Below are 23770 nucleotides of genomic sequence, written 5' to 3'. Positions count from 1 at the left end.
ACCTTGAGCAACCACGACCAGCAGTCCAACGACGGCCAGCCTTCGGGCACGGATGCGCAAGGCACCGGCGCGCACAACGAGCAGGAGCCGCCCAAGCCCTCGCCGTTGAAGAATCCCAAGGTCAAATGGACGCTTATCGTGGTCGGGGTGCTGGTGGTGCTGCTGCTGGTGATCTGGCTGGCCTATTACCTGATCAAGGGCCGCTACATGCAGGACACCAACAATGCCTACCTGCAGGCCGACTCGGTGGCCGTGGCGCCGCGGGTCAGCGGCTACGTGACCAATGTGATGGTGGGCGACAACCAGATCGTGGAAGCCGGCCAGCCGCTGCTGCAGATCGACGACCGCACCTACCAGGCGACCCTGCAGCAGGCCGAAGCCGCGATCGCCGCGCGCCAGGCCGATATCGCCGCAGCCACCGCCAATGTGTCCGGGCAGGAGTCGGCGCTGGTGCAGGCGCGTAGCCAGGTGACCTCGGCAGCGGCAAGCCTGACCTTCGCCCAGGCCGAAGTGAAGCGCTTCGCCCCGCTGGCCGCCTCCGGCGCCGACACCCACGAACACCAGGAAAGCCTGCAGCACGAACTGCAACGCGCACGCGCCCAGTACCAGGCCGCGCAGGCACAGGCCAAGGGCGCGCAGAGCCAGATCCTGGCCAGCAACGCGCAGCTGGAGCAGGCCCAGGCCGGCCTCAAGCAGGCCAGCGCCGATGCCGACCAGGCCCGCGTGGCGGTGGAAGACACCTTGCTGACCAGCCGCATCCACGGCCGCGTTGGCGACAAGACCGTGCAGGTCGGCCAGTTCCTCGGGGCCGGCACCCGCACCATGACCATCGTGCCGCAGGAATCGCTGTACCTGATCGCCAATTTCAAGGAAACCCAGGTCGGCCTGATGCGTCCCGGCCAGCCGGCCGAGATCGAGGTCGATGCCTTGTCGGGCGTCAAGCTGCACGGCAAGGTCGAGAGCCTGTCGCCGGGCACCGGCTCGCAGTTCGCGTTGCTGCCGCCGGAAAATGCCACCGGCAACTTCACCAAGGTGGTGCAGCGCGTGCCGGTGCGCATCCGCGTGCTGGCCGGCGACGAGGCGCGCAAGGTGCTGGTGCCGGGCATGTCGGTCGAGGTCACCGTGGACACGCGCTCGGCCAAGGACGCCAAGCAACGGGCCGAGGAGGAATCTGATCGCGTGCAGGCGCAGGAGCGCGCGCGATGAATGCAACGGCAGCCACCGGCCCGCGTGCCGGCGGCAGCGCGCAGCGCGAGAAGGCCGAGCCGGGCGCCTGGCTGGCGGTGCTGGCCGGCACCATCGGCTCGTTCATGGCGACGCTGGACATCTCCATCGTCAACGCGGCGCTGCCCACCATCCAGGGCGAGGTCGGCGCCAGCGGCACCGAAGGCACCTGGATCTCCACCGCGTATCTGGTTGCCGAGATCATCATGATCCCGCTGACCGGCTGGTTCGTGCGCACGCTGGGCCTGCGCAATTTCCTGCTGATCTGCGCGGTGATGTTCACCGCGTTTTCGGTGGTGTGCGGGCTGTCGACCTCGTTGACGATGATGATCATCGGACGCGTGGGGCAGGGCCTGGCCGGTGGTGCGCTGATTCCGACCGCGCTGACCATCGTCGCCACCCGCCTGCCGCCGAGCCAGCAAACGATGGGCACCGCGCTGTTCGGCATGACCGTGATCATGGGCCCAGTGATCGGCCCGCTGCTCGGCGGCTGGCTCACCGAGAACGTCAGCTGGCACTACGCCTTCTTCATTAACGTGCCGATCTGCGTCGGCCTGGTGGCCTTGCTGTTGCTCGGCCTCAAGCATGAAAAAGGCGACTGGGCCGGCCTGCTCAATGCCGACTGGCTGGGCATCTACGGCCTGACCGCCGGCCTGGGCGGGCTCACCGTGGTGCTGGAGGAGGGCCAGCGCGAGCGCTGGTTCGAATCCAGCGAGATCAATACGCTGAGCGTGATCGCGCTGAGCGGGTTCATCGCATTGGTGATTTCGCAATTTCGCCGGCGCGCGCCGGTGATCCGGCTGTCGCTGCTGCTGCACCGCAGTTTCGGTGCGGTGTTCGTCATGATCATGGCGGTGGGAATGATCCTGTTCGGCGTCATGTACATGATTCCGCAGTTCCTGGCGGTGATCTCCGGCTACAACACCGAGCAGGCCGGCTACGTGCTGCTGCTGTCGGGCCTGCCTACCGTGCTGCTGATGCCGATGATGCCCAAGCTGCTGGAGGTGGTGGACGTGCGCATCCTGGTGATCGCCGGGCTGATCTGCTTTGCCGCAGCCTGCTTCGCCAATCTGTCACTGACCGCCGACACCGTGGGCATGCATTTTGTCGCTGGCCAGTTGTTGCAGGGCTGCGGCCTGGCGCTGGCGATGATGTCGTTGAACCAGGCGGCCATTTCGTCTGTGCCGCCCGAGCTGGCCGGCGATGCGTCGGGCCTGTTCAACGCCGGCCGCAACCTGGGCGGCTCGGTGGGGCTTGCGCTGATCTCCACTTTCCAGGAGCGCCGCATGACCTTCCATACCGAAACCATCGGCAGCGCGATCACCGCCAATTCCTCGCGCGCGCAGGATTTTCTTTCCGGCTTGACTGCGCAGATGCAGGGCAGCGCCGGCGGCGAGGCGGCCATTCGCTCGGTCGCGCAGCTGGCGCGCCTGGTGCAGCAGCAGGCCCTGGTGATGACCTATAGCGATCTGTTCTGGATCTTCGGCGTGATCGTGGTCTGCACGATTCCGCTGGCCTTTTTGCTCAAGCCGTTACCCAAGGGGGCGCACCTTGCAATGCACTGATTCCATGCGCCTGATCCGCATGCCCCTGGCTGCGGCGTTGAGCGTGGTTTTGCTCGGCGGCTGCATGCTCGGCCCCAACTACACCAAGCCCCCGGCGGTGGCCGACACGGCGGTGCAGGCGCCGGCCTTGCATCGCGCCGCTGGCGCCGACGTGGTCGCTGCCGCGCCGTTGAGTCATTGGTGGGAGCAGCTGCAGGACCCGACCCTTACCCAGCTGGTCACCCAGGCCCTGGCCGACAGTCCCAACCTGCGTGCGGCGCAGGCGCGGCTGCGCGCCAACCGCGCACTAGCCAGCCAGCGCCGTGCCGAGCGCCTGCCCAAGCTCAACGCCAGCGCGGTGTATGCGTATGCCGAGCCGCCGCAGACCATCGTCGATACGCTGGGCGGCTTGCAGAACGGCCAGAACGGCCAGCCACCGGCACAGGGCAGCGAGGCGCTGGATCTGGAAAAGACCCAGATCTACAGCGCCGGTTTCGACGCCAGCTGGGAACTGGATTTCTTCGGCCGCCGCCGTCGCGCCGCCGAAGGCGCGCTGGCACAGGCGCAGGCCTCGGAGGCCGAGCTGGCCGATGCGCAGGTGCAGCTGGCAGCCGAAGTGGGGCAGGTGTACCTCAACTACCGCGGCTTGCAGGCGCGGCTGGCGATCGCCGATGCGAACCTGGACAAGATCGGGCAGACCCTGCGCCTGACCCAGCAGCGCCGCGAGCGCGGCGCGGCCTCGGACCTGCAGGTCGAACAGATCGCCACGCAAGTGCAGCAGCAACAGGCGCAGCGCCTGCCGTTGGAGATGCAATCGCAGGAAGCGCTGGACCAGCTGGCGCTGATGGTGGGGCGCGAGCCCGGCGCGCTGGACGCGCAGTTGAGCGCGCCTCAGCCGTTGCCGATGCTGCCCACGCAGGTGCGCGTGGACGATGCCGGCGCTCTGATCCGTCGCCGCCCCGACGTGCGCAAGGCCGAGCGCGAACTGGCTGCCTCCAGCGCGCAGATCGGCGAGGCGTTGAACGGGTATTTTCCGCAGGTGAGCCTGCTGGGCGGCCTGAGCTGGGTCGCCGGCTCGCCCAGCGATTTCAATTCCGACGCCTTGACCACGCTGGCGGTGCCGATGCTGCGCTGGTCGATCTTCGACTTCGGCCGCACCAAGGCACAGGTGGAGCAGGCGCGTGCCGGCAACGCCGGCCGCGAGGCGGCGTACGAGGGCGCGGTGCTGGCTGCGTTGCAGGATGCCAATTCGGCATTGGCGCGCTTCGGCTCGGCGCGCAAGCAACTGGTGGTGGCGCGGCAGGCCGAAGCCTCGGCCACGCGTTCGGCCGGCTTGATGCAGCAACGGCGCGATGCCGGTGCCACCTCGTCGATCGATCTGCTCGACGTGCAGCGCCAGCAGCTGTCCGCGCAGGACGCCGCCGCACAGGCACAGGTGCAGTTGCTGGTGAACTACGTCGCGCTGCAGAAGAGTCTGGGTCTGGGCTGGAGCGCGCCGGTGCCGGAGCCACGCTGATCGATGCCCGTTGCGGCGGGCGTCGGCGCTTTGTTCGCGCTAGGGTGTCGCTCTGCCATCGCAGACACCGTGTTGCTGCAGCGCCCGCGTCGGCAGGCGGTCACCCGATGTAGCAAGTCGTCGTCGGCTCGCTGCAGGCGAGACGCCTGGACGCAAATGGACGAGTGCTGATGTCGCACCAAGCACTGGCGGCGCCGGCGTTCTGAGGTGCACAGTCGTTGCCGGGCCACGCTTTGCAATCGAGAGGATCCATGGCAGTTACCGAGGCCGCAGCGGCGCCGCTTTCCCCTGGCGACAACGCCTATCTGAGCATCAGCGAGGTCCGCAAGGAATTCGATGGCGTCGTCGCGGTCGACGATGTCAGCCTGCAGATCCGCAAGGGCGAGATCTTCGCGCTGCTGGGCGGCTCGGGCAGCGGCAAGTCCACCCTGCTGCGCTGCCTGGCCGGTTTCGAGCGGCCGACCAAAGGCCGCATCGTGCTCGATGGCCAGCCGATCGACGGGTTGCCGCCGTACGAGCGCCCGATCAACATGATGTTCCAGTCGTATGCGCTGTTTCCGCACATGAGCGTGGAGCAGAACATCGCCTTTGGGCTGAAGCAGGAAGCCTTGTCCAAGCCGGCGATCGCGGCGCGCGTGGGCGAAATGCTGGAGCTGGTGCAGCTTGGCAGCCTGGCCAGGCGCAAGCCGCATCAATTGTCCGGCGGGCAGCAGCAACGCGTGGCGCTGGCGCGCTCGCTGGCCAAGCGGCCCAAGCTGCTGTTGCTGGACGAACCGATGGGCGCACTGGACAAGAAGCTGCGCGCGCAGATGCAGCTGGAACTGGTCAACATCATCGAGACCTCCGGCGTCACCTGCGTCATGGTCACCCATGATCAGGAAGAGGCCATGAGCATGGCCACCCGTATCGCGTTGATGGACCAGGGCTGGATCCAGCAGGTCGGCACCCCGGACGAAATCTACGAGCAACCGGCCAACCGGTTCGCTGCCGACTTCATCGGCTCGGTCAATCTGATCGACGCGGTGATCGTCGAGGACAAACCCGACTACGTCGGCCTGAAGGCGTCGGCCTTCGACGCCAATATCCGGATCGGCCACGGCATCACCGGTTTCGAAGGGCAGGCGGTGGCGTTCGCGCTGCGCCCGGAAAAACTGGTCATCGGCAAGGACGAGCCGGCCCAGGCCTGCAACAAGGCGCAGGGCGTGATCGAGGACATCGCCTATTTCGGCAGCCATTCGGTCTATCACGTGCGCCTGCCTGGCGGTTTCAAGCTGATGGCCAACTTCGCTAACCGTCAGCGCTGGGCCAGCGAAGCGCTGACCTGGGGCGACACCGTCTGGCTGAGCTGGGGCGAGGACGACGGCGTGGTGCTCACCGCATGAGGCGCCTGATCCGCGCATTGCCCGGGGCGCGCTGGGGCGTGATCGCCGCACCGTATCTGTGGCTGCTGGTGTTCTTTGCGATCCCGTTCCTGATCGTGCTGAAGATCTCCTTCGCCGAGCGCGCCACCGCGATGCCGCCGTACACGCCGCTGTTCGCCGTTGCGGCCGATGGGGCGGTGAGCCTCAAGCTGCATCTTGGCAATTATCTGGTCATGCTGCGCGACAACCAGTACCTGGCGGCGTATGCGAGTTCGATCAGGATCGCCGCGCTGTCGACCGTGTTTGCGCTGTTGATCGGCTACCCGATGGCCTATGTCATTGCGCGTCTGCCGCTGGCCACGCGCAATGTGGCGATGATGCTGGTGGTGCTGCCGTCGTGGACCTCGTTCCTGATCCGCGTCTACGCCTGGATCGGCATCCTCGACGGCAACGGCCTGCTCAATCAGGCGCTGCTGGCGCTGGGAGTGATCCGCCAGCCCTTGCAGTTGCTGTACACACCGCTGGCCGCCTACATCGGCATCGTGTACTGCTATCTGCCGTTCATGGTGTTGCCGTTGTACGCCAATCTGGTCAAGCACGATGCGCGCCTGCTCGAAGCCGCCTACGACCTGGGCGCGCGGCCGTGGCAGGCCTTCGTGCGCATCACCTTGCCGCTGTCGCGCAACGGGATCGTGGCCGGCTGCATGCTGGTGATGATCCCCGCTGTGGGCGAGTTCGTGATTCCGGAAATGCTGGGCGGGCCGGACACCTTGATGATCGGCCGCGTGCTGTGGGGCGAGTTCTTCAATAATCGCGACTGGCCGGTGGCCGCTGCGGTGGCCACGGTGATGTTGCTGCTGTTGCTGGTGCCGATCGTGCTGTTCCACCGTTATCAGCAGCGCGAGCTGGAAGGGCGGCTGACATGATGCGCGCCTCGCGCGGTGGTCGCGTGCTGGGTGGCAGTGTCCTCGCGCTGGGCTTCGGCTTCCTGTATCTGCCGATCCTGTTGCTGATGGTCTACTCGTTCAACGCCTCGCGCCTGGCGATGGTGTGGGGCGGTTTTTCCACGCGCTGGTATGGCGAATTGCTGCGCGATCGCCAGTTGCTGGAGGCGGCCTGGGTCAGCCTGCAAGTCGCGTTCTGGACCGCCTGTGCATCGACGGTGCTGGGGACGATGGCGGCGTTGGCGATGGTGCGCATGCGGCGTTTTCCCGGCAAGACCCTGTTCGGTGCATTGATCACCGCACCGCTGGTGATGCCGGAAGTGATCATCGGCCTGTCGATCCTGTTGTTGCTGGTTTCGATGGGCAGTGTCCTTGGGATCGCACCGCGTGGCGCAGTGGCGATCTGGGCGGCGCATGTCACTTTCACCGTCTCGTTCGTGACGGTGGTGATTTCCTCGCGCCTGCAGGAACTGGATCGCTCGCTGGAAGAGGCGGCGATGGATCTGGGCGCGACACCGCTGAAGGTGTTCTTTCTGATCACCTTGCCGATCATCGCTCCCGCATTGGCATCGGGCTGGCTGCTTGCATTCACGTTGTCGCTGGACGACGTGGTGATCGCCAGCTTCCTGGCCGGGCCCAGTTCGACCACCTTGCCGATCAAGGTGTTTGCGTCGGTGCGGCTGGGCATCAGCCCCAAGATCAACGCACTTGCCACGCTGATGGTGCTGGCGGTGTCGATCGCCGCAGTGATCGGCTGGTGGCTGCTGGCGCGCAGCGAAAGACGCCGTCAGCGCGATGCGCAACAGGCGCTGCAAGCTGCTTCCTGAGCAGGCACCAACATGGGGGTGGCGAATGCATCGCCACCAGCGGCGGCCAGACGGCTGCGAACGCCGACGCCACCGACATCCACAATGGCTGCACGCCGATTGCGGATGCCTGCGGCGGCTAGCGGACGCCGGACACGGCAGTTGGTTGGGCCGCTGTTACCTGGCCGGAGGCGTGTACCCGCTATCCCAGGGCTGCGGCTTGGTCAGGTAGCACTGATACTCGGCGCTGATGTCGTAGCCCTGTTGCTCGACCTTGGGTTGTTCGTCGGCGCGATCCTTGTCCCTGTTCTTGCCGTTCTTGTCGCCGTCGTCCTTGGATTTCTGCTTGCTCGGATAGATCGTGACCATGTTCGGCGACGAGTGCGCGGTAACGAATTGGCGGATGGCGGTGTCCGAGCAGGCACGCAGTGCCTCTTCTTCGCAGGGTTGGCTGGGATTGGGCAGCGTGTTGGTGCAGCTCACGGTGACAAATCCGTTCGGGCCGGGGCGCGGGCCGTGCAGCATGTCCTGCAGGACGGCGCATCCCGGCAGGCAGGCGCCGATGCCAAGTACAACTAGAACAATCAGATCCCGGCGCATCGTGGTGGTCTTCCGTGAATGGATGAAGCTGCCAAGTGCCGAATGCTAGAGCATTTTTGTGCGGTGGGACGGTCGGGACAGGGCAGGGCTGCTTTCGTTCGCGTGTCCGGGAGCGGTATTCCGGCTGCCAGTGATCGCGAGCGGTGCGATGGAGGTGCGGCATTGCGTCGCGGCGTGGGTAAACACAGCGTTGCAGCGATTTGCTGCGGTTGTGACGCGGCTGCAACTTGCCGGCGACTAGCATGGCGGGCCTGTAACAGGAGACCGTCATGTCCTACGACACCGTCAACCCGGCCAATGGCCAGGTCGAACACACCCAGCACACCCTGGACGCTGCCGCCATCGAGGCGCGTCTGGCTGCGTCCGCCAAGGCATTTCCGCAATGGGCGGCGCTGCCGTTGGCCGAGCGCGGCGCGCTGCTGCGCCGGGTCGGCGAAGAGCTGACCCGGCGGCGCGACGACCTGCAGCGCATCATGACTGCCGAGATGGGCAAGCTGCGCCACGAGGCGCTGGCCGAGGTGGACAAGTGCGCGCAGGGCTGCGCCTATTACGCCGAACATGCAGCCGACTACCTGGCGCCGCGCGATATCCCGACCGAGGCGCAATCCAGCTATGTGCGCTACGAGCCACTGGGCTGCGTGTTTGCGGTGATGCCATGGAATTTTCCCTTGTGGCAGGCGTTCCGTTTCCTGGCCCCGGGTCTGATGGCCGGCAATGTCGCGCTGCTCAAGCACGCCAGCAATGTGCCGCGCTGCGCCGATGCGATGAAGGAGGTGCTGGATGCCGCCGGTATTCCGCCCGGCGTGTTCGATGTGCTGCATATCGACAACGACCAGGCTGCAGATGTGTTGCGTGACGATCGCATCGCCGCAGTAACGCTGACCGGCAGCGAGCGCGCCGGACGTTCGCTGGCTGCAAATGCGGGCGACCAGTTGAAGAAGTGCGTGATGGAACTCGGCGGCAGCGACGCGTTCGTGGTGCTGGAAGACGCCGACCTGGAGCACACCGTCGCCTCCGCCGTGCAGTCGCGGTTCGACAACAGCGGGCAGACCTGCATCGCCGCCAAGCGCTTCATCGTGGTGGACGTCATCGCCGATCGCTTCATCGAACGCTTCGTTGCCGCTGCCTCCCAGCGCGTGCTCGGCGACCCGCAACAGGAGGGCACCACGCTGGCGCCCATGGCCCGCGCGGATCTGCGCGACGAGCTGCACAAGCAGGTGCAACACAGCGTGCAAAAGGGCGCCAAGGTGCTGCTGGGCGGCGAACCGGTGCCCGGTTCGCATGCAGGCTATCCGGCCACCATCCTCGATCATGTTGCCCCGGGCATGCCGGCTTACGAAGAGGAGTTTTTCGGCCCGGTCGCATCGGTCATTCGCGTGCGGGATGAAGCAGAAGCGGTACGCGTGGCCAACGACACCAGCTTCGGCCTGGGCGGCAGCGTGTGGACCTCCGATGCCAAGCGCGGCGAACGCGTCGCGCAGCAATTGCAGTGCGGTGCGGCGTTCGTCAATTCGGTGGTCAAGAGCGACGTGCGGCTACCGTTCGGCGGCATCAAGCGCTCGGGCTTCGGCCGCGAGCTGGCCGAGCACGGCATCCACGAGTTCATGAACATCAAGACGATCTATGTGGCTTGAGTGCGGGGATTGGGGATTCGGGATTGGGGATTCGTAAAAGCAGGCAGCCTTCCTTCTCCCTCTGGGAGAAGGTGCCCGAAGGGCGGATGAGGGTACGTGCAGCACGCGCGACACAGTCACACGTCCTGCTCTAACCAATCCCGAATCCCCACTCCCAAATCCCAGCCGCAAAGCGGCCTAAAGCCACCGCGCTCGCTTGAACAGGCGATAGAGCACCAGGCACGAGGCGACCACGCCGGCTACCAGCAGCGGGTAGGCATAAGGTTTGTCCAGTTCGGGCATGTGGGTGAAATTCATGCCGTACCAGCTGGTGATCAGGGTGGGCGCGGCCAGCAGCGCGGCCCAGGCGCCCAGGCGTTTGACGGTTTCGCCCTGGGCCAGGGTCACCATCGACAGGTTGACGCTCAGCGCGGTACCCAGCATTTCGCGCAAGGTGTCGATGGCGTCGTTGATGCGCACGGCATGGTCGAGCACATCGCGCAGGTAGATGCCGACCTCGTCATGGATCAGCGAACCGGGGTTGCGCTTGAGGTGCGAGAGCACGTCCTGCAATGGCGCCACCACCAACCGCATCTTGTTGAGTTCGCGCTTGAGCTCGTACAGGCGCACCACGGTTTCGCGCTTGTAGTTGTCGGCGAAGATGTCCTTTTCCAGGCCTTCCAGCGTGTCGCGGAACTCGTCCATGATCGGCAGGTAGTTATCGACCACGAAGTCGAGCACGCCATACAGGCAGAACGAGGCGCCCATGCGCAGCATCGCCGGTTCGCGTTCGACCCGGTGCCGCACCGGCGTGTACGACAGCGATGCGCCATGGCGCACCGTCAACAGAAAGCGCGCGCCCAGAAACGCGTGCGTCTCGCCATAGCGGATGCGCTCGTTGACCAGTTGTGCGGTGTTGACCACCACGAACAAGGAGTTGCCGTAGCTCTCGGCCTTGGGCCGTTGGTGCGCCTTGAGCGCATCCTCGATGGCCAGATCGTGCAGGCCGAACTCATCCTGCAGCTTGTGCAGCACCGATTCCTGCGGCTCGTACAGGCCGACCCAGACGAAGCCATCCGGGCGCTGCAGCACGTCGCTGATCTGCTCCAGGCTGATGTCGTGGCGCTCGCCCTGGCCGTCGTAATAGGCGCAGGTGATGACGCAGGAGGGGTTGTCCGGATGGCGGCCGTGGTGGTTCATGGGCGCATCCTGGATCAGCGCGTGCGGACGGACAAGTCACGCCGCCGCAACGCGATGGCGAGCGCGGTGTGGATCGGCAATAGCAGCATTACCCACTGCAGGTTGTCCTGCGCCTGGAACGACAGCCAGTGGATCAGCAGGGCCAGCAATGCAGCGGCGGCCACCACCCAGCGCAGCACATCGAACCAGCGCCCGGGCCGGCGCCCGCGCAGCACGGCGATGCCGCCGATCAACAGCAGCATGCACAGCGGGTTGACCAGCAACAGGTTGCGATTGGCCCAGGCCGACTGATGCGCGGTGAAACCCCACAGATACACCAGCAAGCCGCCGCCGATCGCGCACAGCAGCCAGTACGGCAGGGCGAAGGCGGCCAGCACGCGTTGCCGGCGACCGAGTGCCAGCACGCCGGCAGCGACGATTAGCCCGGTCAGCAGCCATGGCCACCAGTGGCGCTGCTGTTCGGCCGGCTCCGGTGCGATGCGATGCGGCAGCAAGACCTGGGTGGACTGCACCAACGGGCGGCCGGCGCCGTTGTGCACCTGGGTCAGGCTGTCGGCCAGGCGCATCGGCACGAAGGCTTCTTCCCAGCGCGACAACGGGCGGTCCGCATACGGCCCCAGGCCCAGGTCGAAGCCCAGCCACATCCACGGGGCAGGGGAGGCCAGGCGCACCGCTTCGCTGCGGAAGGTGTTGCCGCGCGAGCGCCCGGCCAGTTGCGATTTCAACGTGCCACCCATGGCCCGGTCCAGCGTGTCGCGGACCATGGTGGCGCAGTTGGCCACGAAGTAATCGTAGTGGTAGCGCGCGTTCTCGGGCTGGCTGCGGATGGCCAGCCCGTCAGCCAGCGCGCGCGCCTGGTCCGGTGGCAGGTCCAGCCACTGGATGCTGACGCCGCGGCCGACCGCACGATATTGCTGCAGGTCTTCTTCCAGCGGCAACGCGACCAGGTAATACATCATCTCGCCGCGCGCAAAGCGGGGGACGAAATCCGGCTCGCCGGGGTCGAAGAAGCCAAAGTTGTACGAGGTGGCCTGCCCGGTGACGGGATCGACCACCACGATGGCATCGTGGCCGAAGCGCTCGAAGAACACCTCGCCCGGCTGCATGGTGACCACGCCGACCCGCGGTGCCGGCACAGCGGCCTGGGCAGGCGCCGGCTCGGTGGCCTGGGCCATGGCGGCGGGTGCCACCAACCACGCCAGCAACAGCAGCAGACACGCCGCCGCGCAGCGCCCGATGCTGCCGCGTCCTGGCGCTGCAGCACTCACGCGGTACCAACGGTTCAAGCGTCGTCCTGCGGGTCTGGCGGCAGAATGGTCACGTGGAAGGCGTGCACACGCCGCGCATCGGCCTTGGCCACACGGAAGGCAAAGCGCCCCAGCGTCAGCTCTTCGCCGGTTTCCGGCAGGTGGCCGATCGCATCGGTGACCAGGCCGCCGACGGTGTCGTACTCGTCGTCGGGGAAGTCGGCACCAAAGCGCTCGTTGAAGTCTTCGATCGGCGTCAGCGCATCGACCACATAGCGGCCGTCGGCCTGGATCGCGATCAGCGAATTCTCGTCTTCGGCATCGTCGTGCTCATCGTCGATCTGGCCGACGATCTGCTCCAGCACGTCTTCGATGGTGACCAGCCCGGCGACGCCGCCGTACTCGTCCACCACGATCGCCATGTGGTTGCGCGACAGCCGGAACTCCTTGAGCAGCACGTTGAGCTTCTTGGACTCGGGGATCAGCACCGCCGGGCGCAGCAGTTCGCGCACGTTGCCGGGGCCGTTGTCGGCAACCACGCCGCGCAACAAGTCCTTGGCCAGCAGGATGCCGAGCACCTCGTCCTTGTTCTCGCCGTGCACGGGGAAGCGCGAATGGCCGGATTCCACCACCTGCTTCATCAGGTCGATGAAGCGCGCCTCCACCGGCAGCGAGACCATCTGCGAGCGCGAGATCATCACGTCGCCCACGGTGAGCTCGGACACGGAGATTGCGCCTTCCATCATGCGCAAGGTGTCTGCAGCGATGAGACCGTCCTGTTCGGCGGTCCGCAGCAGCGCGACCAGTTCGTCGCGAGTATGGGGTTCGCCAGAGAAGGCAGCGCTCAGGCGCTCGAGCCAGCTACGGCGTTTTTCGGGTGTTTCTTGGGATTGGCTACTGTCGTCTTCGGACATCGTGACGTGGGACGGCACCCGGCAAACCAGGCGATAGCCGCCAGTCTAACAGGAAGCCGCTAAGGCGCTGTGGACGGGGCCGGGGCGGGCGCTGCGCTTCAGGGCAGGTCCAGGCTGTAGCCGCAGCCGACCACGGTCTTGCCCGGATGCGACTTCACGTTGGAGACGCTGAGCACGATCGATTCGATCATCGCCTCGCCGGTCTTGGGGTTGGTGGTGTCTTCGCTGACCAGCTCGCGGCCGTACATGACCTTGTCGGCGTTATCCACGCCCAGTTCCAGGTTCAGCTGTTTGGCCAGCGGGCGCGGGTCGGGCAGGTCCAGCAGCGCCATGACGCTGGCGCCGGAGAACGCGATGTGGGTGGTGCTGTGGCCGAACACGCTGATCGGCGTGTTGAGCGTGTACTCGGTCATGAACAGGTTGGCCTGGTCCAGCGGCGTCCAGCCCAGCGCCACCGCCTTGAGCGGGTCGGCCAGCACCGGTGCCAGCGCGTTGAAGTCGCCGATGCGCTGGCGGCATTCGATCAGGGCCGGCAGGTCGGGGCGTGCCGGCGCGGCCTGCGCCCAGGCACTGGAGCAGGCCAGCAACAGCAACGCGGTGGCGAGGCAGGCCCGCATCAGCGCTCTCCCGCGTACGGGTCGTCGATGCCGAGATCGGCCAGGATCTCGCGTTCGAGTTGCTCCATCGCATCGGCTTCCTTGTCGTCTTCGTGGTCCCAGCCGAGCAGATGCAGGGTGCCGTGCACGGTCAGATGGGCGTAATGCGCGGCCAGCGACTTGCCTTGTTCTGTCGCCTCGCGCGCCACCACCGGCGCGCAGATCACCAGATCGCCGAGCAGCGGCATCTTGATGCCCTTGGGCAGGCCCTCGGGTAAATCGGCCGGGAAACTCAGCACATTGGTGGCGTAATCCTTGCCACGGTAATGATGGTTGAGCGAGCAGCCTTCCTTCTCGTCGACAATCCGCACCGCCAGGTCGGCCTCGCGGATGCGTCCCTTCAACGCAGCGGCCACCCACTTGCGAAAACTCACCGCCGACGGCAGACCGGCGCGCGGCAGCGCATAACTGACAGCGACGTCGAGGCGGACAGGTCCACGGGTCATGGCGAGAGTTTCCTGGGCAGAGGGTCAGCGCGTGCAGGTGATCAGCAGTATCACCACAGGCCCGTTGGCCACGCGGTAGCTCGAACTGCCGATCGGGCCGCGCCCGCAGCCGTGATTGTAATCCCGCACCCGCAAGCTTGAAACGAATCCTGGCTGGTCATGCAGCCAGACCGCAGCGATACCGCTTTCCAGGAGTCCGCCGACCAGCGACTGGCTTGAGCGATGCGCGTGCTGGATCGGTGAGCTTTCGCAGCCGCGTGCATCCGTGACCGTTCCCGGTAGATCGAGCAGCCAGCGCGCGCTGCGACCTTGCTGCCAAGCACTGAGTCGTACGCGATCGTTCCCTGCCGGCATATCGCCGCGCCCCTGTTCCGCCAGCCTCTCCAAGTGCGCTGTTGGGATGCTGATGCTGGCTTGTTCGGCGGCCAGCGACACACAGGGGCGCGCCACCTGTGTCGCCGGGATCACATCGCGATCCACGATCGGGATTCCCGGAAGCAGCGGCGCTTCGGTGGCCCCGAGCGATGCCGCCGTGACCAATCCGCTTGCCAACATTAAGCTGGCAAGGAATAGCCTCATTCAGCGTCGTTCTTGATCGCAGCATCCTGCTGATCGCGCTTTTCATAGGCCGTGACGATGCGCTGCACCAGCGGGTGGCGCACCACGTCGCGCGCTTCGAAGAAGGTGAAGCTGGCGCCGTCCAAATCGCGCAGCACCTCGATCGCGTCGCGCAGGCCAGACTTAACGTGCTTGGGCAGGTCGATCTGGGTCAGGTCGCCGGTGACCACCGCAGTGGAGCCGAAGCCCAGCCGGGTCAGGAACATCTTCATCTGCTCGATGGTGGTGTTCTGTGCCTCGTCCAGGATCACGTAGGCATCGTTGAGCGTGCGGCCGCGCATATAGGCCAGCGGCGCGATCTCGATGACGTTCTTTTCCAGCAGCTTGACCACTTTTTCCACGCCCAGCATTTCGTAGAGCGCGTCGTAGAGCGGGCGCAGATACGGGTCCACCTTCTGGCTGAGATCGCCGGGCAGGAAGCCCAGCTTCTCGCCGGCTTCCACCGCCGGGCGCACCAGGATCAGCCGCTGTACGCGCGACTCGTTCAGCGCCTCGACCGCGCTGGCCACGGCCAGGAAGGTCTTGCCGGTACCGGCCGGGCCGATGCCGAAGTTGATGTCGTGCGTGGCGATCGCATGCAGGTACTTGGCCTGGTTGGCGCCGCGGCCGCGCACGGTGCCGCGTTTGACCTTGATCGCCACGTCCTGGGCCACGTAGGAACGATCGACCACCTGCTCGACATTGGCATCGTTCAAGCGCAGGTGGATGGCGTGGTTGTCGAAGGTGGTGGAGGCGGCTTCCTCGTACAGGGCGGTCAGCAGCGTCTGCGCAGCGGTGATCGCCGGCTCCGGGCCGGTGACGCGGAAGACGTTGCCGCGGTTGGCGATCTCCACGCCGAGCTTGAGCTCGATCTGGCGCAGGTGCGCGTCGAACGGGCCGGCCAGGTTGGCCAGGCGCTCGGTGTCGTCGGGTTCCAGGGTGAAGTCGCGATGTGCAGGTGAATTCATGATCGGATCGGACCGCGCACGCATGCGCTGGTCGGTTGGGCGGCAGACGAGGGTAGCGCGCAGCGCGTGATCCCACCAACACGCCGGGCCGCCGCAAGCGTGTGGTCTGGCCGGTAACTAGTGGCGTGCGCGGGTTTTCCACAATCGCTGTGGAGTCACGCATCACTAACCTGTGGATAAAACTGGTGGCGCCTACTCGCACAAGGTCCGGCAGGGACATGGCGAAAAAATCACCACTGCGGTGGCGGTTGTCCACAAGCGGTGTGGATCGAATCCGGCAAAGCCTGTGGGTAAGTGCTCGCACGCCTTATGCCGCAAGGCGTTGCAGACAGGTGGTGAAATTTTGATCACTTACCTTGTGTGCCGTGTGACCAGGGAGGTCGGTGTCGTTGTTGTGCGCGATCACGACCATGCCTGGCGTATGCGAGCAATGCGCGCCGTTGTTGACCTAAACCGACCACGGCTTAGTAGCGCGCAGATGCTGGAGCGCCGATCGGCGAATGCAGTGCGGCAAGCAATCAGCTGCGTGCTTGCCGACGATCGAGGTGCGAGGCAGGACGCGCGTGACCTCAACGCAATTGCCAGCGTGTTGCACGCACGCAGCTACGCAAAGCAACGCAACAACGATGGCAGGCAGACGCAGCATCGCGTGTCCGGCCGCTGGATACGAGACCAGTGACCAACCAGCGCGTACCTTCCAGTCAGCACGACGCGATGCATGCCGTGGCGCCCCGCGCCCCGGCACCTATGCGGCATCAGCTTTCGCTGTCGTCCACCTGGATAAGACCACGCAGCGAATTGCTCATCGCCTCGGTGATCAGGACATCGACGAACTGCCCGATCAGGCGCGGATTGCCGGGGAAATTCACCGGGCGCATGTTCTCGCTCTTGCCGGTCAATTCGTTCGGATCGCGCCGCGACGGGCCTTCCACCAGCACCCGTTGCACGCTGCCGACCATGGACTGCGAAATGCGTGTGGCGTGCGCGTTGATCTGCGCCTGCAAACGCGCAAGCCGCGCCTGTTTGACGGCTTCCGGCGTGTCGTCCTGCAGGTCCGAGGCCGGCGTGCCGGGACGCCGCGAATACACGAACGAGAAACTCTGGTCGAAGCCCACGTCCTCGATCAGCTTCATGGTCTTTTCGAAATCCGCTTCGGTCTCGCCGGGAAAACCGACGATGAAGTCCGAGCTGATCGAGATATCCGGACGCACCGCGCGCAGCTTGCGGATCTTGGACTTGAATTCCAGCGCAGTGTAGCCGCGCTTCATCGCCGACAGGATGCGGTCGCTGCCGGCCTGCACCGGCAGATGCAGGTAATTGGCCAGCTGCGGCACGTCGCGGTACGCATCCACCAGCGAGTCGGAAAATTCCAGCGGATGCGAGGTGGTGAAACGGATACGGCCGATGCCCTCGATCTGCGCGATGGTGCGGATCAACAAGCCCAGATCCGCGTATTGCGCCGCGTCGCCGGCATCGGCGCCGTACGCACCGCGATACGCGTTGACGTTCTGGCCGAGCAGGTTGATCTCGCGCACGCCTTGCGCCGCCAGCTGCGCCACCTCCACCAGCACGTCCTCGAACGGCCGGCTGACTTCTTCGCCACGGGTGTAGGGCACCACGCAGAACGAGCAGTACTTGGAGCAGCCTTCCATGATCGACACGAACGCCGACGGGCCCTCGGCGCGCGGCTCGGGCAGGCGATCGAACTTCTCGATTTCCGGAAAGCTGATGTCCACCTGCGACTTGCCCGATTCGCGCCGTGCGCGGATCAGCTCCGGCAGGCGATGCAGGGTCTGCGGGCCGAACACCAGATCCACGTAGGGCGCGCGCTTGACGATGGCCTCGCCTTCCTGCGAGGCCACGCAGCCGCCCACGCCGATGATTACCGGCTTGCCGCCGGCTTTCAGCGCCTTCCAGCGGCCCAGCTGGCTGAACACCTTTTCCTGCGCCTTCTCACGGATGGAGCAGGTGTTGACCAGCACCACGTCGGCGTCTTCGGGGTTGTCGGTCAGCTCCAGGCCTTCGGAGGCAGCGAGCACGTCGGCCATCTTGGCCGAGTCGTACTCGTTCATCTGGCACCCGTGGGTCTTGATGTAGAGCTTGCCGCGCACCACGGCAGGCGCCGATGGGCGGGCCACCGGCAGCGGCAACAGGGCAGGTGCGTCCACGGCGGTGGCCGCGGACAGGTCGGAAACGGATGTCCCGGGCATGGCGCTTATTCCAGGCGGGTAGAAGATAGCCGCACAGTTTACCCGCTTGCGCCGGGCCCGTCCGTTTGGTCAGGCCTTGGCGTTGGTGGCCTCGGCACGCGCGAACGCCGGCCGGTCGGCCATGCGGGCGATGTAGGCGCGGGTGCTGGCAGGTGGGTCGATCAGGCCGAAATCGACCATCCAGCCCAGCGCGCCGCCCCACAGCACATCGGCTGCGCTGCAGCGCTGGCCCAATAGATAGTCGCCCTTGGCCAGCTGCGTATCGATCACCTGCAGCACCGTGGCGCAGTCGGCGTAGGGCGAGATCGAGCGCGGCGGCGCATCGCGCTTCATTGCGCGGTCGATGATCGCCGGCTCGAACGCCGAGCCGTAGAAGGCCAGCCAGCGTAGGTAGGCGCCGCGATCGGCATCGCCCGGCGCCGGCGACAGCCCGGCTTCCGGATACAGCTCGGCCAGATACTGGTAGATCGCGCCCTGTTCGGTGACCACGCTGTCGCCATGCCGGATCGCCGGAATCTTGCCCATGGGGTTGATCGCCAGGTACGCGGGCGCGAGTTGCTCGCCTTTTTCCAGGTTGACGATCTGCAGGTCGTAACTGGCGCCGAGCTCTTCCAGCAGCACCAGCACGCCGCGCGAACGCGAGCGGGGATTGTGGAACAGGGTGATGTGGCGCTGGTCGGACATTGCGGTTTCCTTGGTGGATACGGCAGGCAGAGGGACGAGGTGCCAGGCAATCCTACGCAGCTATTGCGGACAGTTTCTGTCCGCAATACGGTAATGCGATGGCCTCGACCGCTGCCCGCTTGTTGCGTCTGCTTGCGCTGCTGCAGGGCGGCCGCAGCTGGTCGGGCGTGGCGCTGGCCGAGCGGCTGGAGCTGCATCCGCGCAGCGTGCGGCGCGCGATCGAGCGCCTGCGCGAGTTGGGTTACCCGGTGCATGCCGTGCCCGGCGCCGGTGGCGGCTACCGGCTGGGGCAGGGTGCAGCCGCCCTGCCGCTGTTGTTCGAGGAGGACGAGGCGCTGACGGTGGCGATCGCGCTGCGTGCAGCGGCTCCGGCGATACGCGACATGGATGCGGCGGCGGCGCGGGTGCTGCGCAAGCTCGATCCGCTGTTGCCGCGGCGCAGCGGCCAGCGTGCCAGTGCTGCGCATGCGGCCACCGCCAGTCTACCGGTCACCGGGGAGGCGGGTGCCCTGGTGGATGCGGCGCTGCTGGCGCATCTGACCAGCGCCTGCCGCGACCGGGTCACGCTGCGGCTGGACTATCGCCGCCACTCCGGTGCCCCGATCACGCGTTGCGTCGAGCCGGCCCTGCTGGTGAATTACGGGCGGCGCTGGTATCTGCTGGCCTGGGATTGCGAGCGCCAGGACTGGCGCACCTTGCGCGCCGACCGCATCGACCGCATCGACCGGGCCGAGACGACCGGCGCGCAATTCGCCGCTCGCGCACTGCCGGAGGAGCCACTGCAACTCCTGCGCAAGGCGATCGGCGAGTCGCCGTTTCCGTGCCGGGCCAGGGTACGCCTGCACGGCACGCTGGAGGCACTGGCGGCGCGCATCCCGCCCTGGCTGGGCGCGCTGGAAGCCGACGGGCCGGCGCATTGCTGGCTGGGCCTGGGCGCGCCGAGCATGCCGGCGCTGGCGGCCAACCTGCTGCTGATCGACCTGCCGTTCGATGCGATCTGCCCGGATGCCGTGCGCTTGCCGCTGGCCGAGGCGCTGAACGCGTTGCAGACGCGGCTGGAGCCACTGCCCGGATAACCGCGGCGGCCACTTGGCAAGCCCCAGCCAAGCTGGGACACTCCGCCGCATGAAGGGGATGTCAAGATTGCTGGGGCTGTTACTTGTCACGTTACCGGCAGCGCCGGTCTGCGCCGGCACCTTGTACAAGTGTGTCAGCGGCGACGGAATCACCAGCTACCTGAGCAAGCGCCAGAGCGGCGCGACCTGTAGCGTCATCAGCAGCTACACCCCCGAGCGATCCGCGCGCCGCGCGCCGCCGGCCATGGCTCGCCCGGCGCAGGGCATGGCCGCCGGCCCGGAGCGCGCCAGCACCTCGATCGACAGCGGCGCGCCGGCCACCATCATCAGTCAGCCGGTTGGCCAGGCGCCACGCCGCGCTGCCGAGGTCGCCTCGGCGGTGACGACGCGCGCGCTGCCGGTGTCGGAGACCTCGGTCGTGCAAGCGCCCGCCACCGCGGTCAATCCGCGCCGGGTGGTCAGCGGGCAGGTCTATTCGTATATGAAGGACGGCGTGCGTCACTACACCAGTGCGCGCCCGCGTCAGGTCGCCAGCATCGAAGGCCTGCGCACCATCCATTACAGCTTCATCGAAACCTGTTACGCCTGCGCGGCCAAGCCCGGCGTCAATTTCGGTGCGATCCGGCTCAATACCAACGCCTATCAGCAGGAAATCACCGCGGCCGCGCGCGAGTTCGGGGTCGAGGAAGCGATCGTGCGCGCGATCATTCATGCAGAGTCGGCCTACAACCCGCTGGCACTGAGCCGGGCCGGCGCGCAGGGGCTGATGCAGTTGATGCCCGGCACCGCGCGCCGCTTCGGCGTCAGCGATGCCTATGATGCAACGCAAAATATTCGCGGTGGCGTGCAATATCTTTCGTGGTTGCTGAAGCGCTTCAACGGCGATCTCACGCTCGCCGCTGCCGGCTACAACGCAGGCGAGGGCGCGGTGGATCGCTATGGCGGCGTGCCGCCTTACAGCGAGACCCAGCGCTATGTCCAACGCGTCGGCGTGCTGGCCGGACGCTATCGTGGGCAGAATACGGCGGCCAACTGAGCCGTGTGCTTTGCACGCAGCTGCGCGCGCTGCGGCCTGCTTTGACCGTCACCAGCCGAGACGGATGTCATGCGGCCATCAGGCCGCGCAGGCCGCCATCGCACCGGCGCGATAGTGCAGCCAACGCGCAGCATGTCTGCAACTGGCGCGGTCTTTTTTGTCAGCACTGGGTCACAGCTGTCCGCCTTGCGCAGGGCTGGCGCGTGATGCGGTCGACGCGTGCCTGCATCCAGTGTTTGCACTGCGCCAGTCCGACTGCGTACATTGCGTTGTCTGTGCATTAAGCGTTCCGCTACACTGCGGTCGATTCATCGCGGCTGGACCCCCCGCCAGCCGTTGGCAGCCTCACGCTACCTAATCAAGATCGGAGAGCCGGATGGCCAACGATGGGGTTAACGCACCTGCTGATATCGGGCGTCGTCGGTTCTTGACCGCGACAACGGCCGTGGTCGGTGCGGTCGGAGCAGGATTTGTCGCGGTTCCGTTCGTGAAGTCGTGGAATCCCAGCGCACGCGCCAAGTTGGCCGGTGCCCCGGTGACCGCCGACATCAGCGCCTTGCAGGAAGGGCAACGGCTGGTTCTGGAATGGCGCGGTCAGCCCATCTGGATCGTCAAGCGCTCCAAGGCGATGCTCGACGCACTGCCATCGCTGGATGACCGGCTCAAGGATCCCAAGTCGGAGAACAAGGACCAGCAGCCGGACTACGTGCTGAAGAACCCCGAGTACCGCTCGATCAAGTCCGACATCTCGGTGCTGGTCGGGCTGTGCACGCATCTGGGCTGCTCGCCGGAAATGGTCGCCGAGATCCGCCCCGAGCCCTACGACCCGCAATGGAAGGGCGGCTACTTCTGCCCCTGCCACAAGTCGCGCTTCGACATGTCCGGCCGCGTCTTCGACGGCGTGCCGGCACCGATCAATCTGCTGGTGCCCCCACACCACTACGTGGACGACAACACCCTGGTGATCGGCGTCGATCCCGACGGTGCCGGTACGTCGGCCAACAGCACGGGGGCTGCCTGATGAGCAATATCCTGGTCCGTACCGCCAACGGTGTGTTCGATTGGGTCAACGAACGCGCGCCCGGGCTGATGCCCATGTACCGCAAGCACGTCAGCGAGTACTACGCGCCGAAGAACTTCAACCTCTGGTACTACTTCGGCTCGCTGGCCATCGTGGTGCTGGTCAACCAGATCGTCACCGGCATCTTCCTGACGATGCACTACAAGACCAGCGCGGCCGATGCGTTCGCCTCGATCGAATACATCATGCGCGACGTGGAGTGGGGCTGGCTGATCCGCTACATGCACAGCACCGGCGCCTCGCTGTTCTTCATCGTGGTGTATCTGCACATGTTCCGCGGGCTGATGTACGGCAGCTACCAGAAGCCGCGCGAGCTAGTGTGGATTCTCGGCATGCTGATCTACCTGGTGCTGATGGCCGAAGCCTTCATGGGCTACGTGCTGCCGTGGGGGCAGATGTCGTTCTGGGGCGCGAAGGTGATCATCTCGCTGTTCGGCGCCATCCCGGTGATCGGCAACGGGCTGACCGAATGGATCATGGGCGACTATCTGCCTGGCGATGCCACGCTCAACCGCTTCTTCGCGCTGCACGTGATCGCACTGCCGCTGGTGCTGTTGCTGCTGATCGTGCTGCACATCGGCGCGCTGCACGAGGTGGGCTCCAACAATCCCGACGGCGTGGAGATCAAGAAGGGGCCCAAGGGCAACCGCTGGGACGCGCACAAGCCGGCCGACGGCATCCCGTTCCATCCGTATTACACGGTCAAGGATCTGGTCGGGGTCGGCTTCTTGCTGTTGATCGCGGCCTTCATCATCTTCTTCGCGCCGGCGTTCGGCGGTTTGTTCCTGGAGCACGACAACTTCACCGAGGCCAATCGCCTGGTGACCCCGGAGCACATCAAGCCGGTCTGGTACTACACGCCGTATTACGCAATGTTGCGGGTGGTCCCCAACAAGCTCGGCGGCGTGCTGGTGATGTTCTCGGCGATCGCGATCCTGTTCCTGGTGCCATGGCTGGATCGGGCCAAGGTGCGCTCGATCCGCTACCGCGGCTGGATCTCCAAGGTCGCGCTCGGCGTGCTGGTGGTGTGCTTCGTGTGGCTGGGCGTGATCGGCTCCGGTCCTGGCACCGACGCACACGAAACCTATGTCGGGCGCGTGCTGACCTTCCTGTACTTCGCCTTCTTCATCACCATGCCGGTGTGGACGCGGCTGGACAAGACCAAGCCGGTGCCGGAGCGGGTGACCACCCATGACTAATTCCAACATGAGGTCATGGAGGTCGCGCGTGGTCGCCCTGCTGTGCGGGCTGACCCTGGCCGCAGGGGCGCTGGCAGCCGAAGGCGGGAAGGTGCAGCAGGCCGGCAACGACCTGAGCGACCGTGCCTCGCTGCAGCGTGGCGCGCAGTTGTTCATGAACTACTGCTCCGGCTGCCACTCGCTGAAATACCTGCGCTATTCGCGCATGGCCAGCGATCTGGGACTGAGCGAGGAAGAGGTCATGACCAACCTCAACTTCACCGGCGCCAAGATCGGCGAACACATCGAAGGCACCATGCCGCACGATGCGGCCACCAAGTGGTTCGGCAAGGCGCCGCCGGATCTGACCTTGATCGCCCGCGTGCGTGGCACCGACTGGGTCTATACCTACCTCAAGTCGTTCTACCTGGATCAGACCCGCCCGCTGGGTTGGAACAACCAGCTGTTTCCGAATGCCTCCATGCCCAACCCGCTGTGGGAGCTGCAGGGCCTGCAGCAGGCGCAGTTCGGCCCGCCCGACAAGGCGACCGGCGACAAGCCGGTGCAGGCGCTCAAACTCGGTCAGCCAGGGCGACAGACGCCGGTCGAGTTTGATCAGACCGTGCGCGATATCGCCAACTTCCTCGAATACGCCGGCGAACCGGCGGCCTTGAAGCGGCAGAGCATGGGCGTGTGGGTGATCCTGTTCCTGGCCTTGCTCACCTTCATGGCCTACCTGCTGAAGAAGGAATACTGGAAGGACGTGCACTGACCGGTCTGCAGGCCGGTCATCGGCTGCAGAGCGCGACGGCCATGCATGCGCAAACCATGCAACGGCTGCAGCAAACCGACCGCTGCGCCCCTCTCCC

General features: G+C 65.9%; 21 protein-coding genes and 1 pseudogene. 12 read left to right on the top strand and 10 right to left on the bottom strand.

Annotation, left to right across the window (positions count from 1 at the left end):
- The first annotated feature begins 3 nt into the window (after positions 1–3).
- The 6 genes from AC1PLA_RS12540 (at position 4) to AC1PLA_RS12515 (ending at position 7416) form a co-directional block, all read left to right on the top strand.
- Complete coding sequence (locus AC1PLA_RS12540) at positions 4–1206, top strand: HlyD family secretion protein (RefSeq protein ID WP_481104646.1); 1203 nt, start codon at positions 4–6, stop codon at positions 1204–1206.
- Positions 1203–2789 (top strand): MDR family MFS transporter, encoded by a 1587-nt coding sequence (locus AC1PLA_RS12535; RefSeq protein ID WP_039813772.1) that lies wholly within the window; start codon positions 1203–1205, stop codon positions 2787–2789. Before AC1PLA_RS12540 ends, AC1PLA_RS12535 begins: the two co-directional genes overlap by 4 nt.
- A 4-nt stretch (positions 2790–2793) precedes the next feature.
- Positions 2794–4284, top strand: coding sequence for an efflux transporter outer membrane subunit (locus AC1PLA_RS12530; protein WP_481104645.1), 1491 nt, complete (start codon positions 2794–2796; stop codon positions 4282–4284).
- Between the two features lie 251 nt (positions 4285–4535).
- The gene (locus AC1PLA_RS12525; protein WP_104573478.1) at positions 4536–5666 is read left to right on the top strand and encodes an ABC transporter ATP-binding protein; all 1131 of its coding nucleotides are present in this window, start codon (positions 4536–4538) and stop codon (positions 5664–5666) included.
- On the top strand, positions 5663–6571 hold the full coding sequence (locus tag AC1PLA_RS12520; RefSeq protein ID WP_104573477.1) for an ABC transporter permease subunit: 909 nt from the start codon (positions 5663–5665) through the stop codon (positions 6569–6571). The genes AC1PLA_RS12525 and AC1PLA_RS12520 overlap by 4 nt, the downstream gene beginning before the upstream one ends.
- Positions 6568–7416: an ABC transporter permease subunit gene (locus AC1PLA_RS12515; RefSeq protein ID WP_065050152.1), complete on the top strand. Its 849-nt coding sequence runs from the start codon at positions 6568–6570 to the stop codon at positions 7414–7416. Before AC1PLA_RS12520 ends, AC1PLA_RS12515 begins: the two co-directional genes overlap by 4 nt.
- Positions 7417–7572: 156 nt before the next feature.
- On the opposite strand, the gene AC1PLA_RS12510 is transcribed toward AC1PLA_RS12515, so the two are convergent.
- Positions 7573–7995, bottom strand: coding sequence for a hypothetical protein (locus AC1PLA_RS12510; RefSeq protein WP_046343096.1), 423 nt, complete (start codon positions 7993–7995; stop codon positions 7573–7575).
- A gap of 269 nt (positions 7996–8264) precedes the next feature.
- On the opposite strand from AC1PLA_RS12510, the gene AC1PLA_RS12505 reads away from it, so the two are divergent.
- Entirely contained in the window at positions 8265–9629 is a 1365-nt protein-coding gene (locus AC1PLA_RS12505) for an NAD-dependent succinate-semialdehyde dehydrogenase (RefSeq protein ID WP_481104644.1), read from the top strand.
- Positions 9630–9806: 177 nt separating this feature from the next.
- Here AC1PLA_RS12505 and AC1PLA_RS12500 read toward each other — a convergent pair whose 3' ends face one another.
- The 9 genes and pseudogenes from AC1PLA_RS12500 to AC1PLA_RS12460 form a co-directional block, all read right to left on the bottom strand.
- Positions 9807–10808, bottom strand: coding sequence for a magnesium and cobalt transport protein CorA (locus AC1PLA_RS12500; protein ID WP_016901627.1), 1002 nt, complete (start codon positions 10806–10808; stop codon positions 9807–9809).
- Between the two features lie 14 nt (positions 10809–10822).
- Complete coding sequence (locus AC1PLA_RS12495; protein WP_481104643.1) at positions 10823–12094, bottom strand: lipoprotein N-acyltransferase Lnb domain-containing protein; 1272 nt, start codon at positions 12092–12094, stop codon at positions 10823–10825.
- Positions 12091–12969, bottom strand: coding sequence for an HlyC/CorC family transporter (locus AC1PLA_RS12490; protein ID WP_024939270.1), 879 nt, complete (start codon positions 12967–12969; stop codon positions 12091–12093). The genes AC1PLA_RS12495 and AC1PLA_RS12490 overlap by 4 nt, the downstream gene beginning before the upstream one ends.
- A 98-nt stretch (positions 12970–13067) precedes the next feature.
- The gene (locus tag AC1PLA_RS12485; protein WP_039521973.1) at positions 13068–13586 is read right to left on the bottom strand and encodes a hypothetical protein; all 519 of its coding nucleotides are present in this window, start codon (positions 13584–13586) and stop codon (positions 13068–13070) included.
- Positions 13586–14071 (bottom strand): rRNA maturation RNase YbeY, encoded by a 486-nt coding sequence (ybeY, locus tag AC1PLA_RS12480; RefSeq protein WP_481104642.1) that lies wholly within the window; start codon positions 14069–14071, stop codon positions 13586–13588. The genes AC1PLA_RS12485 and ybeY overlap by 1 nt, the downstream gene beginning before the upstream one ends.
- Positions 14072–14095: 24 nt before the next feature.
- Complete coding sequence (locus AC1PLA_RS12475) at positions 14096–14650, bottom strand: hypothetical protein (RefSeq protein WP_481104641.1); 555 nt, start codon at positions 14648–14650, stop codon at positions 14096–14098.
- Positions 14647–15636 carry a PhoH family protein gene (locus AC1PLA_RS12470; RefSeq protein ID WP_481104640.1) on the bottom strand — a complete coding sequence of 330 codons (990 nt, stop codon included), beginning with the start codon at positions 15634–15636 and terminating at the stop codon, positions 14647–14649. Before AC1PLA_RS12470 ends, AC1PLA_RS12475 begins: the two co-directional genes overlap by 4 nt.
- Positions 15637–16391: 755 nt before the next feature.
- Positions 16392–17846, bottom strand: coding sequence for a tRNA (N6-isopentenyl adenosine(37)-C2)-methylthiotransferase MiaB (miaB, locus tag AC1PLA_RS12465; protein ID WP_026064129.1), 1455 nt, complete (start codon positions 17844–17846; stop codon positions 16392–16394).
- 38 nt (positions 17847–17884) lie between these two features.
- Positions 17885–18473: pseudogene (locus AC1PLA_RS12460) on the bottom strand (glutathione S-transferase family protein).
- Positions 18474–18628: 155 nt separating this feature from the next.
- Here AC1PLA_RS12460 and AC1PLA_RS12455 point away from each other — a divergent pair.
- The 5 genes from AC1PLA_RS12455 (at position 18629) to AC1PLA_RS12435 (ending at position 23673) form a co-directional block, all read left to right on the top strand.
- The gene (locus AC1PLA_RS12455) at positions 18629–19606 is read left to right on the top strand and encodes a helix-turn-helix transcriptional regulator (protein ID WP_481104639.1); all 978 of its coding nucleotides are present in this window, start codon (positions 18629–18631) and stop codon (positions 19604–19606) included.
- 49 nt (positions 19607–19655) lie between these two features.
- Positions 19656–20642, top strand: a complete 987-nt coding sequence (locus AC1PLA_RS12450; protein ID WP_481104638.1) for a lytic transglycosylase domain-containing protein — start codon at positions 19656–19658, stop codon at positions 20640–20642.
- A gap of 376 nt (positions 20643–21018) precedes the next feature.
- A complete protein-coding gene (gene petA, locus AC1PLA_RS12445; RefSeq protein WP_026064126.1) occupies positions 21019–21663 on the top strand; it encodes a ubiquinol-cytochrome c reductase iron-sulfur subunit in 645 nt (214 codons plus the stop codon).
- Entirely contained in the window at positions 21663–22922 is a 1260-nt protein-coding gene (locus tag AC1PLA_RS12440) for a cytochrome b (RefSeq protein WP_024939276.1), read from the top strand. Before petA ends, AC1PLA_RS12440 begins: the two co-directional genes overlap by 1 nt.
- Positions 22915–23673, top strand: coding sequence for a cytochrome c1 (locus tag AC1PLA_RS12435; RefSeq protein WP_481104637.1), 759 nt, complete (start codon positions 22915–22917; stop codon positions 23671–23673). The genes AC1PLA_RS12440 and AC1PLA_RS12435 overlap by 8 nt, the downstream gene beginning before the upstream one ends.
- The last annotated feature ends 97 nt before the right edge of the window (positions 23674–23770 follow it).

It is taken from the genome of Xanthomonas sp. NCPPB 1826, assembly GCF_056725285.1.
This window is presented reverse-complemented; position numbering and strand designations above follow the sequence as displayed.

Coding starts and splice junctions, on each gene's coding strand:
- AC1PLA_RS12535 (WP_039813772.1), top strand. CDS start 1,203: ATGAATGCAACGGCAGCCACCGGCCCGCGTGCCGGCGGCAGCGCGCAG.
- AC1PLA_RS12485 (WP_039521973.1), bottom strand. CDS start 13,586: ATGCGGGCCTGCCTCGCCACCGCGTTGCTGTTGCTGGCCTGCTCCAGT.
- AC1PLA_RS12435 (WP_481104637.1), top strand. CDS start 22,915: ATGACTAATTCCAACATGAGGTCATGGAGGTCGCGCGTGGTCGCCCTG.
- AC1PLA_RS12500 (WP_016901627.1), bottom strand. CDS start 10,808: ATGAACCACCACGGCCGCCATCCGGACAACCCCTCCTGCGTCATCACC.
- AC1PLA_RS12475 (WP_481104641.1), bottom strand. CDS start 14,650: ATGAGGCTATTCCTTGCCAGCTTAATGTTGGCAAGCGGATTGGTCACG.
- AC1PLA_RS12490 (WP_024939270.1), bottom strand. CDS start 12,969: ATGTCCGAAGACGACAGTAGCCAATCCCAAGAAACACCCGAAAAACGC.
- AC1PLA_RS12450 (WP_481104638.1), top strand. CDS start 19,656: ATGAAGGGGATGTCAAGATTGCTGGGGCTGTTACTTGTCACGTTACCG.
- AC1PLA_RS12525 (WP_104573478.1), top strand. CDS start 4,536: ATGGCAGTTACCGAGGCCGCAGCGGCGCCGCTTTCCCCTGGCGACAAC.
- petA (WP_026064126.1), top strand. CDS start 21,019: ATGGCCAACGATGGGGTTAACGCACCTGCTGATATCGGGCGTCGTCGG.
- AC1PLA_RS12455 (WP_481104639.1), top strand. CDS start 18,629: ATGGCCTCGACCGCTGCCCGCTTGTTGCGTCTGCTTGCGCTGCTGCAG.
- AC1PLA_RS12530 (WP_481104645.1), top strand. CDS start 2,794: ATGCGCCTGATCCGCATGCCCCTGGCTGCGGCGTTGAGCGTGGTTTTG.
- AC1PLA_RS12505 (WP_481104644.1), top strand. CDS start 8,265: ATGTCCTACGACACCGTCAACCCGGCCAATGGCCAGGTCGAACACACC.
- AC1PLA_RS12510 (WP_046343096.1), bottom strand. CDS start 7,995: ATGCGCCGGGATCTGATTGTTCTAGTTGTACTTGGCATCGGCGCCTGC.
- AC1PLA_RS12515 (WP_065050152.1), top strand. CDS start 6,568: ATGATGCGCGCCTCGCGCGGTGGTCGCGTGCTGGGTGGCAGTGTCCTC.
- miaB (WP_026064129.1), bottom strand. CDS start 17,846: ATGCCCGGGACATCCGTTTCCGACCTGTCCGCGGCCACCGCCGTGGAC.
- AC1PLA_RS12520 (WP_104573477.1), top strand. CDS start 5,663: ATGAGGCGCCTGATCCGCGCATTGCCCGGGGCGCGCTGGGGCGTGATC.
- AC1PLA_RS12440 (WP_024939276.1), top strand. CDS start 21,663: ATGAGCAATATCCTGGTCCGTACCGCCAACGGTGTGTTCGATTGGGTC.
- ybeY (WP_481104642.1), bottom strand. CDS start 14,071: ATGACCCGTGGACCTGTCCGCCTCGACGTCGCTGTCAGTTATGCGCTG.
- AC1PLA_RS12470 (WP_481104640.1), bottom strand. CDS start 15,636: ATGAATTCACCTGCACATCGCGACTTCACCCTGGAACCCGACGACACC.